The sequence below is a fragment of the Stenotrophomonas sp. PD6 genome (assembly GCF_049199305.1).
GTDB lineage: Bacteria > Pseudomonadota > Gammaproteobacteria > Xanthomonadales > Xanthomonadaceae > Stenotrophomonas.
Window position 1 is genome coordinate 634140 of record NZ_JBLZQD010000001.1, and the last position, 16801, is coordinate 650940.

18 protein-coding genes are annotated in these 16801 nt (G+C 67.8%); 7 read left to right on the forward strand and 11 right to left on the reverse strand.

Going from position 1 to position 16801, the window contains the following annotated elements; translation table 11 throughout:
* Positions 1–21 precede the first annotated feature (21 nt).
* Entirely contained in the window at positions 22–276 is a 255-nt protein-coding gene (locus tag ACOZHM_RS02660; RefSeq protein ID WP_421567390.1) for a hypothetical protein, read from the reverse strand.
* A 155-nt stretch (positions 277–431) separates the two neighbouring features.
* Entirely contained in the window at positions 432–860 is a 429-nt protein-coding gene (locus tag ACOZHM_RS02665; RefSeq protein WP_421567391.1) for a D-Ala-D-Ala carboxypeptidase family metallohydrolase, read from the reverse strand.
* A 183-nt stretch (positions 861–1043) separates the two neighbouring features.
* On the opposite strand from ACOZHM_RS02665, the gene ACOZHM_RS02670 reads away from it, so the two are divergent.
* Both ACOZHM_RS02670 and ACOZHM_RS02675 read left to right on the forward strand, forming a co-directional pair.
* Positions 1044–2264: an MFS transporter gene (locus ACOZHM_RS02670; RefSeq protein WP_421567392.1), complete on the forward strand. Its 1221-nt coding sequence runs from the start codon at positions 1044–1046 to the stop codon at positions 2262–2264.
* Positions 2265–2401: 137 nt separating this feature from the next.
* Positions 2402–5104 carry a UvrD-helicase domain-containing protein gene (locus ACOZHM_RS02675; RefSeq protein ID WP_421567393.1) on the forward strand — a complete coding sequence of 901 codons (2703 nt, stop codon included), beginning with the start codon at positions 2402–2404 and terminating at the stop codon, positions 5102–5104.
* On the opposite strand, the gene ACOZHM_RS02680 is transcribed toward ACOZHM_RS02675, so the two are convergent.
* Positions 5101–5919 (reverse strand): helix-turn-helix domain-containing protein, encoded by an 819-nt coding sequence (locus ACOZHM_RS02680; protein WP_421567479.1) that lies wholly within the window; start codon positions 5917–5919, stop codon positions 5101–5103. The two genes, ACOZHM_RS02675 and ACOZHM_RS02680, sit on opposite strands and share 4 nt — an antisense overlap.
* 136 nt (positions 5920–6055) lie before the next feature.
* Here ACOZHM_RS02680 and ACOZHM_RS02685 point away from each other — a divergent pair, with 136 nt between their 5' ends.
* Complete coding sequence (locus ACOZHM_RS02685; RefSeq protein WP_421567394.1) at positions 6056–7477, forward strand: MFS transporter; 1422 nt, start codon at positions 6056–6058, stop codon at positions 7475–7477.
* A gap of 5 nt (positions 7478–7482) precedes the next feature.
* On the opposite strand, the gene ACOZHM_RS02690 is transcribed toward ACOZHM_RS02685, so the two are convergent.
* From ACOZHM_RS02690 to ACOZHM_RS02720, 7 genes are read right to left on the reverse strand one after another with little or no spacing between them, the layout of a single operon-like run.
* Positions 7483–7818, reverse strand: coding sequence for a hypothetical protein (locus ACOZHM_RS02690; RefSeq protein WP_421567395.1), 336 nt, complete (start codon positions 7816–7818; stop codon positions 7483–7485).
* Between the two features lie 37 nt (positions 7819–7855).
* Positions 7856–9634: a putative porin gene (locus tag ACOZHM_RS02695; RefSeq protein WP_421567396.1), complete on the reverse strand. Its 1779-nt coding sequence runs from the start codon at positions 9632–9634 to the stop codon at positions 7856–7858.
* A gap of 43 nt (positions 9635–9677) precedes the next feature.
* Positions 9678–10376, reverse strand: coding sequence for a TonB family protein (locus tag ACOZHM_RS02700; protein ID WP_421567397.1), 699 nt, complete (start codon positions 10374–10376; stop codon positions 9678–9680).
* Between the two features lie 5 nt (positions 10377–10381).
* Entirely contained in the window at positions 10382–10795 is a 414-nt protein-coding gene (locus ACOZHM_RS02705) for an ExbD/TolR family protein (RefSeq protein WP_421567398.1), read from the reverse strand.
* 10 nt (positions 10796–10805) lie between these two features.
* Positions 10806–12596: a DUF2341 domain-containing protein gene (locus tag ACOZHM_RS02710; RefSeq protein ID WP_421567399.1), complete on the reverse strand. Its 1791-nt coding sequence runs from the start codon at positions 12594–12596 to the stop codon at positions 10806–10808.
* A 34-nt stretch (positions 12597–12630) separates the two neighbouring features.
* Positions 12631–14265, reverse strand: coding sequence for a ShlB/FhaC/HecB family hemolysin secretion/activation protein (locus tag ACOZHM_RS02715; protein WP_421567400.1), 1635 nt, complete (start codon positions 14263–14265; stop codon positions 12631–12633).
* 60 nt (positions 14266–14325) lie between these two features.
* Positions 14326–14472 (reverse strand): hypothetical protein, encoded by a 147-nt coding sequence (locus tag ACOZHM_RS02720; protein WP_421567401.1) that lies wholly within the window; start codon positions 14470–14472, stop codon positions 14326–14328.
* On the opposite strand from ACOZHM_RS02720, the gene ACOZHM_RS02725 reads away from it, so the two are divergent.
* Entirely contained in the window at positions 14467–14781 is a 315-nt protein-coding gene (locus ACOZHM_RS02725; RefSeq protein WP_421567402.1) for a hypothetical protein, read from the forward strand. The two genes, ACOZHM_RS02720 and ACOZHM_RS02725, sit on opposite strands and share 6 nt — an antisense overlap.
* Positions 14782–14788: 7 nt before the next feature.
* On the opposite strand, the gene ACOZHM_RS02730 is transcribed toward ACOZHM_RS02725, so the two are convergent.
* Positions 14789–15295: a hypothetical protein gene (locus ACOZHM_RS02730; protein WP_421567403.1), complete on the reverse strand. Its 507-nt coding sequence runs from the start codon at positions 15293–15295 to the stop codon at positions 14789–14791.
* Positions 15296–15364: 69 nt separating this feature from the next.
* Between ACOZHM_RS02730 and gspH the strand changes: the two genes are divergently transcribed.
* The 3 genes from gspH to ACOZHM_RS02745 are packed head-to-tail and all read left to right on the forward strand — an operon-like array spanning position 15365 to position 16784.
* The gene (gspH, locus tag ACOZHM_RS02735; RefSeq protein ID WP_421567404.1) at positions 15365–15814 is read left to right on the forward strand and encodes a type II secretion system minor pseudopilin GspH; all 450 of its coding nucleotides are present in this window, start codon (positions 15365–15367) and stop codon (positions 15812–15814) included.
* Entirely contained in the window at positions 15811–16170 is a 360-nt protein-coding gene (gspI, locus tag ACOZHM_RS02740; RefSeq protein WP_421567405.1) for a type II secretion system minor pseudopilin GspI, read from the forward strand. The genes gspH and gspI overlap by 4 nt, the downstream gene beginning before the upstream one ends.
* On the forward strand, positions 16170–16784 hold the full coding sequence (locus tag ACOZHM_RS02745) for a PulJ/GspJ family protein (RefSeq protein ID WP_421567406.1): 615 nt from the start codon (positions 16170–16172) through the stop codon (positions 16782–16784). Before gspI ends, ACOZHM_RS02745 begins: the two co-directional genes overlap by 1 nt.
* The last annotated feature ends 17 nt before the right edge of the window (positions 16785–16801 follow it).

The window sequence follows — 16801 nt, forward strand, 5'->3', positions numbered from 1 at the left end:
ACGCGCCCCAAGGCGCTACGTCTAGCGTCTGCGCCTTCGTGGCAGCGGACGCGTTTCTGTCGTTTCATCGCTCAAGCGAACCGCTTTTTCCTCTTCGAGCAGCTCCAACCAGTACGCGTGCGCCTGTTCAAGCGACAGTACATCGGTCAGCCGCGTTCCGTCAGAGTCAAAAACGGCGTAGCCAACCACATCGGCCGGGTTGTAGACCGGCGAAGTGGTAAGAGCAACCAGTTGAAACCTGCCTTCCACCCGCAATGCATGAGGGTACTCGACCATCACGCACGCTCCCCGGATGACGTCAGTGGCCCGCATGCTAATGCACCATGCGTAATCTGCCAATAAGAAATTCCTGACAATACAAGTGTGTAGACGCATGTATCGTGTGAATGGTGCGCGTGGTGGGACAATGGAACGGGATCGCGATCAATGCGTCACGTCACGCCCTGCAGATAGCGCGTACGCCCCTCACGACGCACGGCGATGAGTTGTTGACGACGCTGCAGCGGTCCGTAGGACACATGGACCCACTGGCCAAATTCCTCGATGAGCTGATCGAACGGCAGGCCGAGCGCGACAATGCGTCGCGCCAACGCCATCGCCGTCATGCCGCTGACGTGGATGTCGGCGGCCTGCCCCGATCGATGCTGGCTGCTGGGCACGCCGCCCACCGCGCGGTTGACCGCCGTCGAGCGAAAGCCCGATGTCACAAGCACCGGTTGACCGAGCGCATCACGCAATGGCTGCAGCACATGTTCGGCCAATGCCAGCAGCGCGGCACGCTCACTGCGGTTGGGCACGTTCGGCAGCCCGGTGGTCGTGCGGGTCAATTCGTCGAGGGTGAAGTTGGCCGTGAGCTGCATCTTCGGGCACGCGTGCGAGGGGGAGCTCCAGCGTGCCTCCCGGTCCGCTGCGCCGCGTGAAATGCCGGCGGCCCGGCAGTTCCCCCTGCGGACCACAGCATTCCAGACGGAATTGGGCCTGATTAAGCTGAATGGTGCACCGCAGCAGTACAATTGCCGCCCGTTATCCGATCCATTGCCCCGATGAGCCCCACCACCCTTCCCCTGGCCGCCCGCCTGACCGCGCGCGAGCGCACGCTGATCATCCTGGCCTTGTCGCTGGGCGGCTTCGCCATTGGCACCAGCGAATTCGCCAGCATGGGGCTGATGCTGGAGATCAGCCGCGGGCTGTCGATCAGCGAAACCCAGGTGGGTCACCTGATCAGCGCCTACGCCGTCGGCGTGGTGGTCGGCGCCCCGGTGCTGGCCTTCGCCGGCGCCGGCTATGCCCGCCGCACCCTGCTGCTGGGCCTGATGGGCTTCTACGCGGTGGGCAACCTGGCCAGCGCGCTGGCGCCGGACTACACCACCATGCTGATTGCCCGCTTCGTGGCCGGCCTGCCGCATGGCGCCTACTTCGGCGTGGCGATGCTGGTGGCCGCGGCCATCAGCCCGCCCGCCCAGCGCGGCGCGGCGATGTCCAAGGTGCTGCTGGGCCTGTCGGTGGCCATTCTGGTGGGCAACCCGCTCACCACCTGGCTGGGCCAGCAGCTGAGCTGGCGGACCGCCTTCGCGCTGGTCAGCGTGCTGGCCATTGCCACGGTGCTGATGATCGCGCGCTTCCTGCTGCCCGATCCGGACGAGGTGCGCACCTCGCCGATGCGCGAACTGCGTGCCTTCAACCGCCCGCAGGTGTGGCTGGCGCTGGCGATCGGCTCGATCGGTTTTGCCGGCATGTTCTGTGTGTTCACCTACCTCGCGCCGACGCTGGTGCAGGTGACCGGCCTGGCCGAATCGTGGATGCCGGTGGCCGTGGGCATCTTCGGTGTCGGCGCGATCATCGGCAACGTTGCCGGCGGTTGGCTGGTGGACCGCTTCCAGTTCCGCGCCGCCGGCCTGGTGCTGGTGTGGTCGATCGCGGTGCTGCTGGCCTACCCGCTGGCGGCCACCTCGGCGTGGAGCATCTTTCCGATGATCGTCGCGGTCGGCACCATGGGCGCACTGGCCGCCGTGCTGCAGACCCGCCTGATGGACGTGGCCGGCGAGGCGCAGACGCTGGCCGCCGCCTCCAACCATGCCGCCTTCAATACGGCCAATGCGCTGGGCCCGTGGTTCGGCGGCATGGCCATCGGCGCCGGCTTCAGCCCGGCCGTGACCGGCTATGTCGGCGCGGCCACCGCACTGGGCGGCCTGCTGCTGTGGGGCGTGGCCGTACTGGTGGAACGGCAGTCGCGCACGAATGCCGCGGTGGCCTGCGATCGCTGAGCGACGCCGATAGCCACAACCTGAAGAGACCCCGCCGCGGCGGGGTTTTTTCGTTTGGTTTTTCCTATCATGACGCCCTGATCGTTTCACCGGCGCGCGACCCGCGCCGCCGCCCTGCCCGCATTCTGGATGTAGTGATGACGCACGACTGGTCCCCTTCCCCCTGGGGCCGCCGCCTCTCGCGTTCGCCGGACTGGCGCCTGCGTCGCCTGGATGATCGCTTCGAGCTGACCGTCGACGACCAGGTCTACACGCTGGCCATTGCCGCGTCAGACGCGTGGCGCCTGCAGCGCGGCCCGGTGTGGAGCACGCTTCGCATTGCCACTGAAGACGGCGATCTTCAGCTGGGCGGCCTGCCGAATGCGCAGGCAGACGCGCTGCACGCGCTATGGTCTGTCAGCGCCCAGGCGCGTCAACAGGACCGCCGGCTGGCCGATGCCAATGAAGCACTGGCACAGCTCCGCGACTGGCTGGGCCAGGCCGACACCGTGCTGGAGCGCGCCGACGCACAGCGGCGCTGGCTCACCCTTGAGCAGCAGCAGACCCTGCTGCAGCAGCGCCCCGCCCTGCCGCTGGACGACGAAGCCCTGTGGGCGGTGTTCGACGACCCGGCACTGCGCCCGCAGCTCGACGGAGCGGCCTCGGAGATCGAGAACGACCTGCTGCGCTGGTCGGGCGACTGGCCCGCGCTGTGGACGGCGCGCAACGACGCGCACCTGCAGCGCGAACAACGCGACGCCGCCGACCTGCTCGACCACGTCGAGCGCCAGCCGCTGACGGCGGAGCAGGCCCGCGCGGTGATCTGCTTCGACAGCCGCATGCTGGTGGTGGCTGCCGCGGGCTCGGGCAAGACCTCCACGATGGTGGCCAAGGCCGCCTACGCCATCGATCGCGGCCTGGCGGCTGCCGACCAGATCGTCATGCTCGCCTTCAACAAGGAAGCGGCCACCGAGCTGCAGCAGCGCACCGACGCCGCGTTCCAGCGCCTGGGCATGGCCGCCGAGGGCGTGCAGGCGCGCACCTTCCATGCGCTGGGGCGGCAGATCATCGGCAAGGTGACCGGCCGCATGCCCGAGGTACCCGGCTGGGCCGTGGATGCGGCGCAGGGCTTCCATCAGCTGGCCGACATCATCGACCGGCTCAAGGACCGCTCCCTGCACTTCCGCACGCAGTGGGACCTGTTCCGGCTGGTGTTCGGCCGCGACCTGCCGATGCAGGGCGAAGCGCCGGTCGCCGATGGCTGGGACACCGAGGGCAACCGCTACGTGCGCACGCTGCGCGGCGAGCGCGTGCGCAACATCGAAGAGTGCGTGATTGCCGACTGGCTGTTCTACAACGGCGTGGACTACACCTATGAAGCCCACCCCACGCTGGATACAGCGACCGACACATTCAACCCGGGCGGCGCCGACTTCTTCTATCCCGGCACCGCGCTGTACCACAGGCACCGGTTGGACGCGGAGGCCGATGGCACCGCCTCCGTTCGGGACCACTCCGCCACCCACCTCGACACCTATTCGCAGCAGCTGCGCAGCGGCGCGCTGTTTGAGGTGCTGGGCGAAGCGCTGTCGCGTCACGGGCTGACGCTGGACCCGCACCCCGACCGCGAGTTGCCCGACGACGGCGCAAAGCCGATGCCGGACACCGAGCTGATCGGCCTGGTGCGCACCTTCATCAGCCACGCCAAGAGCAACGGCCTGGGCGTGGCCGACATGGCCGAGCGCCTGCGGCTGTTTCCCGAAGACCGCTTCAAGCACCGCTACCGCCTGTTCCTGGAACTGGCCACGCCGATCCTGCACGCCTGGGACGACGCGCTGGCCGCCGAAAACGCGATCGATTTCGAGGACATGCTCAACCAGGCGGCGGAGTACCTCGAAAGCGGTCGCTATGCCTCGCCCTACCTGCTGGTGATGGCCGACGAGTTCCAGGACGCCTCACGCGCCCGCGCGCGGCTGTGCCGGGCACTGGTGCAGGCACCCGGCCGCCACCTGTTCGCGGTGGGCGACGACTGGCAGTCGATCAACCGCTTCGCCGGCGCCGATGTAAGCGTGATGACCGCGTTCAACGAGACCTTTGGCCCGGCCCAGGTGATGCACCTGGAGCAGACGTTCCGTTGCCCGCAGGCCTTGTGCGATGCCTCCAGCCGCTTCGTGTCGAAGAACCCGGCGCAGATCGCCAAGCAGGTGCGTTCACTCGCCCCTGCGCACGGGCCGGTGCTGCAGGCGTTCCAGGTGGCCACCCGCGACCGCCTGCAGGACGCGATCTACCAGTATCTGCAGCGGCTGCAGCAGCAACTGCAGAGCGGCGCGATCCCGGCGGGCAGGAACGGAAAGTTGTCGGTGTTCGTGCTGGGTCGCTACAACGCCGACCGCGCGTACCTGCCCGCGCATTGGGCGTCACGCTTCGGCGCGCACCTGGAGCTGAGCTTCCACACCGCGCACCGTTCCAAGGGCGCCGAGGCGGACATCGTCATCCTGCCGGCGATGCTGGAGCGCAGCTTCCCCAGCGCCCGCGCCGATGATCCGGTACTGGGTCTGGCCATGCCACACGCCGACACCTACCCGCTGGGCGAGGAGCGCCGGCTGTTCTATGTGGCGTTGACCCGCGCGCGACGCTCGGTGGCGATGTTCACCGTGCAGGGCAAGCGCTCGTCGTTCCTCAGCGAGCTGGTCCACGACGGCGCGCTCAGCGTGACGGCGATCAACGGCGAGCCGATCCGCGAGCAGGCCTGCCCCGCCTGCGATGGCGGGGTGATCGTGCAGCGCAGCGGGCCTTACGGTGAGTTTTCGTCGTGCTCGGGGTATCCGCGCTGCCAGTACAAGCCCAAGAGCGGCGGTTAGCGTTGGCGCCCCAGCACCTTGCTGGGTGGCAGCCCAAGCATCTGCGTGACCATGTAAGAGAATGAACTGACACTGCTGTAGCCCAGATCCATGGCAATCTGGCTGACGGAGGATCCCTCCGCCGCCAAGGCAAACGCGCGCGCCAGCAAGACCTGCTTGCGCCATCCTGCAAAGCTGCACCCCAGCTCTGACTGGAACAGACGATGGATCGTGCTGACACTGGCACCCGCGCCGCTCGCAACCTCAGCGAGAGCGCGATCCTGCCTGGCGTCGGCCAGGAAGGCGTCGCACACAGAACGCAGCCGTTTGTCCTCAGGCATTGAAACGCCAAGTGCGACACGCGGCGCCGTGCGCAACTCGATCATCACCAGCTCGACTACGCTTGCATACCGCTCCGACGGCAGCGCGCCACGTTCGTCCTCGCAGATCGCCTTCACCAGCTCACGTAGAAGCGGTCGTACCTGGAGCACCTGGCAGACCCTCCAGCCGTCCTGATCACGCCTGCCACCGGGATCGCAGAGCAGATGCACTGCGATCAGCGTTGCCTCCTGCGCCACAACCGCCAGGTGCAACGTTCCGGCAGGAATCCAGACCGCGCTCCAAGGGGGAACGGTGAACATCTTGCGGTCGGCCTGCACCCGAACGGTCCCGTGCTCCGAGAAGACCATCTGAGCCCAGGGGTGGCTGTGAACCTGGACTTCCGTCTGCGCCGAATGCGCTCGTACCACGCACCGAATCGGGAATTCCCTACTGGGAGAAAATGGATCTCCTGATTGCGGCTCGATTCTGCGTCTTGTCGATCCTCTGCTTGACATGATTTCGACAACAAACGCGACGTTCTGGATAGCGGACGGTACCACGCCCCCCTATTCTCCTCCCGCGCTCTGCACCACGTTTTCAGCACTACGCGATGGAAATGCAGATGTCTTTTCGCCATCAGGAAGACCATCAATGCAATCCGTCGCACCCGTAAAAACCACCGAAGGCACGCCAGACGAACTGCTCGCACCGGTGGATCGCCCCCTTGTCTATGCGCTGATGTTTGGCGCGGTGCTTCCGTTGCTGGACGCCACCCTGCTCAACATTGCGCTGCAGGACATTGGGCACGCACTGGGCGCTCCGCTGTCGCAGATGCAATGGGTGATCACCGCGTATACCCTCGCTGCCGCTACCGCCGTGCCGCTTTCCGCGTGGCTCTGCGGTCGCATGGGCGCCAGGTCGGTGTGGCTGGCCGGACTCTGGTTGTTTCTTGCCGGCGCCTGCCTCTGTGCGGTCGCCTGGACAGCCGAGATGCTCATCCTCTCCAGAGCACTGCAGGGCATCGCAACCGGCATCATGCTTCCGACGATGCAGACTATCGTGGTCACAGCCCTGGGCCAGCGCAAGACCCGTGGTGCCTTGTCCGCCATGTCCATTCCTTCCGTGCTTGTACCTATCCTGGGCCCATTGGTGGGCGGCGCCTCGCTGCTGCTGGTCGACTGGAGAGTGATCTTCTGGGCGCATGTTCCCATTGGGCTTCTGGCCTTGCACCTGACCTGCCGAGCGATCCCGGACATCCGCGACGGCCATCGCACCGATCTTGATATGACAGGGTTCGTGCTACTCGGGCTGGGCTTGGTTGGCTGTATCTACAGCCTGTCGACAGTGGCTTCCACTACAGGATCGCCCTGGGTCTCCGGACTGCTGGGATCCGCCGCACTGCTAGCCTTTCCAGTGCATGCCTGGCGAACGCCTGGCAATGCGATTCTGGACATTCGGTTATACGCGCACGCTCCGTTCCGGCGTTCCTGTGGTCTGCTGTTTCTCTCCAGCGTCGGGTACTACGGCGGGTTGTTCCTGTTCCCCCTGTATCTGACCCAGCTCGGTCACCACGGGTTGGGCATGACCGGCCTGCTGTTGGCGCTGCACGGCGTCGGCATGCTCGTCGCACGCCAGCTGCTTCCCATGGCCGCGCGCCACTGCGGCGACCTGCGCGTTGCACAGAGCTGCGTGCTGCTGGCAGTGGTGGGCTCCCTCCTGCTGCTCCCACCCTGGGTCGACGATCTGCCGATCATGGCGGTGGGCATGGTGTTACGGGGCGCGGGTATTGGCGTCCTGACCATCCTGGCCATGTCCAGTGCTTACGGAGGCCTGGCAGGCCCTCAAGTCGCGCAGGCAAGCTCACTGACGCGCGTGGTTACCTTGCTGGGTGCCGCGATAGGCGCGGCGCTGGTCGCCATGCTATGCGGATCTTCCAGCAGCGGTTCCCCCGGCTCCACGGCGGGCTACGCAAGCGCGCATGTGCTGCTGACGGTGACGCTGTTGCTGTGCGGTGCCGCCTGCCCCGTGCCTCAGCGCTGCCGCGTGACCAAGGCCGACGACACGACGCAGTGACCACGTCAACGCGGATGCCTCGGATGGATGATGGTGCGCTCGCGCATCCGCGCGTACTCGCGCTCGGAACGGTCGACGTCTTCGGGCTGGTAACCCGCAGCGGCCAGCATCTCCCGCGTGGCCGCCGCAGCCGCCGGGTCTTCCTCGCGCTGGCGCCAGCAGCGGGCCGGCAGGAAATAGCCGACCTCGCTGCGCCCGCGCATGATCACCACCGGGCGACCGGCGTACAGCAGGAACTCGGCCAGGTGCTGGCGCAGGTTCTGTACCGACACATACGCCGGCCCCTCGCCTGGCGACGGGTCCTGTGCCACCACGCTCTCGAACAGTTTTCGGCGATTCATCCTTCCCTCCCGTGGTGCGATGGTGGCCACTGCCGGCTCAGAAGCCGGTGTTGAACTCCAGCTGGAACACGTCGATGGCCAGCGGCGGCCCGAACACTTCCTTGGCCGCCATCCACTTGCCGCTGATCCAGCTGCGCTGGTCGAACGCGTACGCGCCGCCGACGTAGTAGCCGCGCGCGTTGGTGCCGCCCAGATGGAAATTGGGGTCGTTGTACGCATCGGGCAGCGCATCCGGGTCGATCCGCTTGTAGCCCAGCAGTGCCTGCCATTGGCCCTTCTGCTTCAGCTCGACGGCGCCGAAGGTCGCCTGCAGCATCCAGGCGGTGTCGCCACTGCGGAACGTGTCCGCCGTGGTCGCGCCGCCATTGCCGAAGTTGTTGACGATGCCGCCGTTGGCGCGGGCGAACATGGCGTTGCGGTCGTAGGCCAGGTTGCGGATGTAGTCGGCCTCCAGGCGCATGTTGAGCGTGTAGCTCAACGCCGTGTCCCAGCGCAGGTTCACGTCGGCCAGCCGGAACGGCGACGCCAAGCCCACATACTGCGGCGTGGGCGTGTTGGCCGGGTCCAGCGGATTCAGGGCGATGTCACGGATGAGCATCAGGGTGTTGCCCTTCTGCATGAACGCCGGGCGCGACCAGTCGGTGTCGCAGCCGGCGGCGCCCGCGTACAGCAGGCACGGCGAGGAGACCTTGCCGCTGACGTTCTTGTAGTCGTAGTAGGCCACGGCCGCGCGCAGCGTGTTCTGCTCGTTGAAGCGCCAGTCCGCGCCGACCTGTGCGCCGCTCAGCCACTTGTTCTCGTTGGGGGTCTTCACCTGGCTCTGGCTCGGCGAGTTGTCGGAGGTGTACTCCAGCGGCACCACCGCCAGGGTGCCGAACACCGACAGCGCACCCGAATTCAACCAGGGCGTGACGAAATTCGCTGCCAGTCCGTCGACATTGAGGTCCGCGGAGAACAGCGTGTCGCTGGACCAGAACGGATTGCCGAAGCGGCCGCCCCTGATCGTGGCCCAGTACGTGGGGGCATACGAGAGCCACGCCTGGTCCAGCCAGAGGTCCTTCTTCTCCAGGCCGCCGCCGAGCTGTTCGGTGGTGGACACCGGGCCGCTGTTGCTGCCACTGGCCAGGCGTACGCCGGCGCGGGTGCTTTCACTGATGTCGGCCTCCACTCCCAACCGGGCGCGGATGCGCCACAGGTTGCGGCGGTCCTGGCGGGTGTTGCGCAGCGGCGGCAACCCCAGGTTGGTGTTCGGGTTGGTGTCGTAGCCGCTGCCGTCGTTGATTGCTGCCCAGTCGATCTCGATGTCGCTGTTGCTGTCCGAATAGAAACGCGATTCGCTGCGGACGCGCATGTCGCCGCTCACCTTGATCCGCTTGGTCCAGTCGGCCACCTCGTGGGGTGCGGCCCACCCCTCCTGCTGCGCCTGGGTCAACACTTCGGTGCGGACTTCGTCGCGGATGCCATCGCGCACGTGCTGCGGGATGTAGGGAACGCGCACGTCGCCCGGCTCCAGCGCTACACCGCCGGTGCTGGCAGCGGCGGGCGCGGCACTGGCAGCGGCGCGTGCCGAGCTCGCTTCCGCCGCTTCAGCCTGCGCCTGCAGCAGCAGGGCCTGGCCATCTTCGGGACGCAGCGCGCCGCTGGCGATCAGGCCACGGATCAGCTTGACCATGGTGGTTTCCTCGGCGGCCATGGCCCCCGCCGGTGCACCCATCGCCAGCAGTACGGCACAGCACAGCAGCGCCCGTCGCAGCGGGCGCAGGGGGCGCAGGGGGCGCGTGGGGATCGCGTTCGGAGTGCGGTTGCGGATGTTCATCACGGATCTCGCTGCAAAGGGAAAACAGGGAAGTCGACGGAAGTCAGGCACCGGGGCGGCGCCCCTGGACCAGCACGCGCGCCGGGAAGGTCAGCGATGCCGGTGGTCGTTGGTCCACCTGGCCCAGCCGGCGCAGCGCTTCCACGACGGCCTCATCGGCCTGGTCGTTGCCGCTGCCACGGTTGAGTTCGACCCGGGTGATGCGGCCATCCGGCGACATCCACACGTCGACCTGCAGCCGGAAGGCCAGCTTCTTCAACCGGTCATCGCGCGCGATGGCCTGCTGCATCACGTAACCCAGGTAGCGGCCGTAGGTCGCGTTGCCTGCACCACCGGCACCGGTGCCGCTCATGCCACCGCCGCTGCCGGTGCGGATGCCGAAGTTGTCGGTGCCGGCCTGCGCGTCGGTATCCATGCTGACCGGGTCGGCCGTATCCGGCGTCGGTTGCGGCTCCTCCGCAGGGACTGGCTCGACCGTATCGGGCTCAGGGACGGTCTCTTCCGGCGGCGTCTCCGGCTCCGGTGGAGGTTCCGGCGGCGGTGGCGGCGGTGGGGGTGGCGGCGGCAGGGCGAGCATCTGCGGCGGCGTCACCGGTCGGCGGGTGCTGGCGGTGTCCTTGGTCAGCAGCCACCCGAGCAGCCCGGCCAGCAACAGGAACGCAAGGACGCACAGCACGGCGGTGACCAGCCACGGCTTGCGCCCGGGTGGTCGGCCAGTCTCGGGGGAGCGGGTGCCGGGCATCGGGGTTATCCCTGCACCTTGCCGGTCACCAGGCCCACCTGGCTCAGCTCGATCCGGCGCAGCAGGTCGAGTACCTCGACCACGCGTGCGTACTGCACCTGGGCATCGCCGCGCACGATCACCGGGAAGTCGGGGTTGGTCGCCTTCTCGGTGCGCAGGCGGTCTTCCAGCTCGGCCAGGCTGACCGGATAGGCGTCAAGGAACACCTGTCCAGTGGTGTCGATCGTGATCGCCTTGGTCTTGGGCTTCTCCAGCGCGGTGCTGTTGCTCGCCTTGGGCAGGTTGACCTCGATCCCGGGGATGCTGGCGTTGCTGGTGAGAATGAAGATCACCAGCACCACCAACAGCACGTCGACGAACGGGGTGACGTTGATCCCCTTCTCGCGCTTCTTGATTCCGAACCGTTTTGCCCTGGCCATGACGCGGGCCTCAGGCCGTGACCGGGCGCGCGGCGGCGTCCGGTGCACTGCGGTCGAATTCTTCGGCCAGGCGCGCGGTGAACTCGTCGACGAATACCGACATGTCCGCGGCAATGGCGTCGGCACGCGCCGCCAACCAGTTGTAGCCGAACAGCGCGGGGATGGCGACGCCGAGCCCCGCGGCCGTGCACAGCAGTGCGGCGGCCATGCCGGGCGCCACCGAATTGATGTCCACCGCCCCTGCCATCGCGGCCACCACGAACACCAGCATGATGCCGATGACCGTGCCGAACAGGCCGATGTAGGGCGCGCCTTCGATGGTGGTGGACAGCCAGTTCATGCGCCGCGACATGCGTTCGGATTCGCGGGTGACCTCGGCATCCATCGAGGCGCGGATCGAGGTGATTGCCGCTGCGGTGAGGCCGTGGTGGTGCGAGCCGCGGCCGTCCATCTCCTCCATCGCGATGCGATACAGCCGCCACAGTGAGGAGTGTTCGCGGATGCGCGGCGGCAGGGTGCCGGTGCGCTCCAGTTCCTGCAGCGAGGCGACCGGCGCACCGGCGACCTTGCGGTACTGCACGGTGAAGGCGTCGTTGGCGGTAGCGACCGTGCCGAAGTAGCGGCTCTTGGCGATCATGATCGTCCACGACAGCAGCAGCATCAGGCCCAGCAGGAACACCACCACCCAGGCATCCACCGGCATCGCCTTGAGGATGAAACCGAAATGGCTCTGGCCGGTGGTCTGTTCATCGGCACCGTAGCTGGCCAGGCGGGCGTCGCCCCCCTGGCTTGCCGCGTCGGCCTGCAGCAGCGCCGGCGAGCGCGCCACCCGTGACAGCCGCACTTCGTCGATGGCACCGTCGAAATTCGCCAGCGGCGCCGCGGCGCCCGCGGCGTCTGCGCCGATCACCGGTGCGCTGTTGAGCGCCGGCAGGCTGCCAGCCAGCTGCGCCACCTCGCGGCCGTTGAGGTACAGGCGCAGCGTTCCCTCGGCGGCCGTCACGGCAAGGTGCGCCCATTGGCCTTCGGGAATCGGCTGGCCCAGCGTGCTGCGCTGGCCATTGAGCTGCACGAACGGGGCGCGGTCGGCAATGCCGATCAGCAGCTCGCCCTCGCCCTCACGACGGCTGTAGATGGCCTGGGCGCCGGTCGCGGCCGCCGGCTTGATCCAGCTGGAGAAGGTAAACGGCGCGCCTGCCGCCTGCGCCAGCGATGCGCTGGCCGGCAGCGGCAGCGCCGCCGCGCCCAGCTGCGCACCGCGCCCGATCACGGCACCCTCGGCCGCCGGCACCACGGCGCCTGCGCTGTTGCCGTAGGCGGTGGTGTCGCGGGCCGGGGCGTTGGCATCGGCGAAGTGGTAGACGAGCGTGTAGTCCGGGTCGAAGACCTGCTGGCCGTTGCTGCTGGCCGGTGCATTCTTGTTGCCGTAGTACATCCAGATCGTCTGCGGCGCGCCGGCCGCCAGCGCGGGCACATCGACCCATACCAGCGCCATGCCCAGCTTCGGGTCGAACTGCTCGACCTGGTGGTTCAGCACGGTGCGCCCGTCGGCGGACAGGAAGCGCAGGTCCTTGCCGCCTTCGCCAACACCATCGAAGGCGAAGTTGCCGGTATGCAGGCGCAGCAGCACCGGGGTGCGGCCCGGATCGGCGGCCAGGCCGGCGCCCTGCGGGCCGGCATCGAGCGTGATCGGCTTGCGGTAGGGCCACTCGGCCTGCCACCAGTCGGCGTCGGCGGCGGTGGCCGGAAGCGCAACCAGCGCGGCCAGCAACAGCAGCAGTCGAGGAAGTAAACGGGCCATGCGCAATCTCCGGTTCGACGCGCGCACGCGTCGGTCAATAGCTGGTGCTGAGGTTGAAGTTGAAACGCGGGTCGTCCTTGGACGTGGTCGGCCCATCGCTGTAGGGGTAGCCGTAATCCAGGCGCAGTTGCAGGTGGTCGCCGAAGCGCAGCGACGCGCCGACGCCGAACGAGGCCAGGTTGTACTTGTCTTCCTGCTCGGGCAGCGGCTTTCGAAGGCGCAGGTAAGCTGCGTCGGCGAACGCGTACAGGCGCGCGTCCAGCCAGGTGCCGGCGCGCAGTGCCGGGGTGCGCCATTCCAGGTTGGCCAGCGCGCCGTAGTCGCCGATGGCCTCGGCCGACAGGTAGCCGCGCACCGTGTACATGCCACCTGCCGCGTACTGTTCGGCCGACACCAGTGGCGCATCGGTCATCTGCAGGGACGCGCGCGCATACCACTGCCAGTCGCTGGCGAAGGTGTGGGTGTTGGCGGCCTCACCCTTGAGCACCACGAAACTCGGATCGGCGCGGTAGCGCTTCTGGTCGAAATCGGCGGTGTCGCTGCCGTAGCCGAACAGGCGGCGCGTGCCGACCACCAGCTGCGCGTTGAAGCTGGTCACGTCCGTGTCGCCCTGGCGCACGCCGGTGATGCCCAGCGTGATTGGCGCGTACTTCAGCGGCGTGACCATGCTTTCGTCGCCCAGCCGGGTATCTTCCTTCGTGTCCTTGAAATCCACGCCGACACTGAGCTGGCGCCACCAGGCCGCACTGCCCTCCAGCAGGTAGGTCAGCTTCAGGCCCAGCGAATGACCATCGCCGAGCACGCTGGTACCGCCGCCCGCCGCACCCTGCCCGCCCACGTTCAGCACCTGGCTGTCGGAGGTGTAGCCGTTGAACTCCAGGCCCCACGGGGTGCCCTCGAACGGCGCCACGTAGCTGGCAGAGATCACCTTCGCCTGGTCGGTATCCTGCGGCGCGGTATACACGCTCAGCGTGGCACTGTGGCCGATACCCCAGAGGTTGTCGTGGCCAATGGATGCGCTCAGGCGCAGGTCTTCGGTGTCGGCGCTGTGGTCGTTGTTCAACGCGGCGCTGGCACGCCACGGTGAGCGCTCCTCCACCTGCAGATCCACGTCCATCGTGCCCGCCACCGCGCCCTCCTTCACCACCGGCATCACCTGCCGGCGCCCACTGCGGTTGAGCGCGGACAACTCGGTCTGTGCGGCGTTGAAGTCCGGCACCTGGCCTTCGGCGAGCGCGGGGACCTGGTCGCGGATGCGCTCGGGCGATTTACCGGTCGCGCCAACCACACGCAGCTGGCCGATCGGGGTCTGGTTGACCTTGAGCAGCACCACGCCGCCGCTGACCTGCTGTTCGGGCAGTTCCACGAACACCGACTGGTAGCCGGCCTTCTGGTACAGCTCGGACAGCGCATCGCGTGCGCGCTCCACGTCCTCCATGGTCTTTTCCGGACCGAGGAACGGGGTCACCGCCGCTTCGATCTGGCGCATGTCCAACACGGTGTTGCCGCGCACGACATACTCGTTGATGGTGACCTTGGCCGGCACCGGTGCGTCCTGCCCGGCCTGCTGCGCGACAGCCAGCAGCGGCGACAGCAGCAACGCCACAGCCGCCGACAGGCGTCCGCTGGGCGGTAGAACGAGGGCGGAACGGCGCAGTCGGGAAGTCATCAGAGGGCATCGCGTCGCAACAGGGGAGCGGAAAGCGCGGTGAAGCACGCCGGTTCCTCTTCAGGACGTGTACGGCACGTCAAAGCCGCCATCGAATTTTCCAGAGGTGCGGAGAACGGCTGCGGCATCGAACGACGGAATGGCGCTTTCGCTGCGCGGCATCCGTCCTTGAGGAAGAGAGCGGAAATCCCGGAGTTCGCCGTGCACACCCTGCTTCTTCTCACCGCGCTGGCCGCCGCTGCAGGCGATGCGCCGCGCGCACCCGCCAAGGCGACACCCGCTCCGGCCCAGGCCTGCATCGAGGTGGAAGTGAATGGCGAAACGGTGCGCCCGTGGGCCTGCCTGCAGGAGCGGCTCACGCCCGCCGCCGCGAAGCGACCGGCATCGGTGTCAGAGGCTGAGCGGCTGTCGCGTGAGCCGGGCAACCGGATGCTGCAGTACAACCTGGAAGGCACCCGGCAGCGCATGGGCAATGCCCTGGGCACGTCCGTGGTTCCGCAGCGGCCGGCGCGATGAGTGCCGATCAGCGCGTTGTCGCGGCGTCGGCACGCACGATGCCCTGCCCGGCCAGCGGTGGCAGCGCCGGGACCGGCAGCGCGAGTGGTTGCCCCGCCCGCTCGAGGGTGACCACCTCCGCCCCGATCTCGGCCACCCGCGTGGACGGCCCCAGACGCTGTCCGGTGGCGTACGCCTGCGCCGGTGCGCCATCCACGGACAACAACGCGAGCGGCGCGTGGCTGCCCGCCAGCACGCCCAGCACCTGCACGTCTGTCGCGACCGCGCCCGGTGACAGCACGCGCACCAGCGGGGCAACCAGCGCCGGGTCCACCGGCTGCGCGCGGGTCGCGCGCAGCCGCACGCCAACGCCCTCACGGTCATCGCCCGGAGCGTTGAACTGCCAGATCCAGTATCCCGAAACAGCCACCAGCAACGCGGCGGCGAGCGCGGTCAACAGGCGATTGCGATCCCAATGGCGCACGTCCATGCGGCTTCCCTTGCGTAGCGGGCTGGGCACGACGCTAGCAGGCATAGCTGACGCTTTTGTTTCATCAAGCCCGGCTACGCTCGGCCGGACAGGTCATCGCAGGATGCCAGGCTGATGCACCACCGCCGCGCACAAGGTTTCACCCTGATGGAACTGATGGTGGTGCTGGTGATCATCGGCATCTGCACGGCCGGGATTGGCCTGGGCATGGGCACCCTGCTCGATCCGCAGCGCAAGTTGCGGCAGGACGCCCTGCAGCTCGCGCAGCGTCTCCAGGTCGCGCGCGATGAGGCCCGCATTGATGGCCGCACGCTCCGCTGGCAGGCCGATACACACGGCTATTCCTTCAGCCGCCGCGACGGTGGGCGCTGGGTGGTGCTGCAACGCGACGACGAGTTGCGCCCGCGCCAGTGGCAGGCCAGCGAGGTCGCCGTACGACCGCGCGACGGCATCGAACTGAGTCCGGAATGGATCGGCACGCCGTGGGAGCTCGAGCTCAGCGCCGGCGCACAGCACCTGCGCATCACCGACGATGGCAACGGCCAGATCCAGGTGCAGCCATGAGGCGGCGCGCAGGCGGTTTCACCCTGATTGAAGTGTTGATCGCACTGGCGATCGTCGCCGTGGCGCTGGCCGCCGTGATGCGTGCGGTCTCCGTGGCTACCGACGACCAGGCACGCATCCGCGACCGTCGCCTCGCCTTGATCTGTGTGCAGAACCGCTGGGAAGAGCTGCGATTGAATGCGTATCCCCTGCAGGACGCACGCTGGACATGCGAACAGGGCCGCAGCCGGTTCCTCGGCGTGCAGCGGATCGAGCAGCGCAACGGTGAGCGCCTGGTGGAGTTGGCGGTCTACATGGAGCAACAACGCGACAAACGGTTGATCGTGGTACGCAACCCGTGGAGCACAACACAATGATGCGCCGGCAACGGGGCTTCACCCTGATCGAGGTGATGATCGCCATCACGGTCATGGCACTGCTGAGCGTCATCTGCTGGCGGGCGCTGGACAGCGTGGCCGACAGCGACCGGCGGCTGCGCGCCAGCGATGCGGAGACCACTGCGTCGCTGCGTATCCTGCAGCAGCTGCGACGCGATATCGAGATGCGGGCCGATGCCGAACTGCAGCGCGGCGCCCTGCTGCCGGCCGACACACCGCAGCGGTTGCTGCCACCGTCGATGATCAGCGCACGCGATCCGGGCGGCAATGTCTCATTGGAGATCACGCGCAGCGTGGGCAGTGACGGCGCACGCTGGCAGCGCGTGCGCTGGTTCCAGCAGGGACGTACGCTGCGCCGGGCCAGTGGCGCCCCCGGCACGGGATTTCCGCTGCCGGCGCCGTCGGCAGCGGGCGCGGTGGTGGTCGCCAGTGACCTGAAGCGCTTCGATGTGCAGGCGTGGGAGCCCGGCAAGGGCTGGCGTACGTTGCCGGTGCCGGGCGACACCCTGCCCGCACAGGGTGTGCGGGTGACGGTGGAAGTGGAGGATGGACGCGGCCCGCGGCGTTATGTGCGGGTACTCGGGTTGCAGTGAGGGACGCCGAGCGGGTA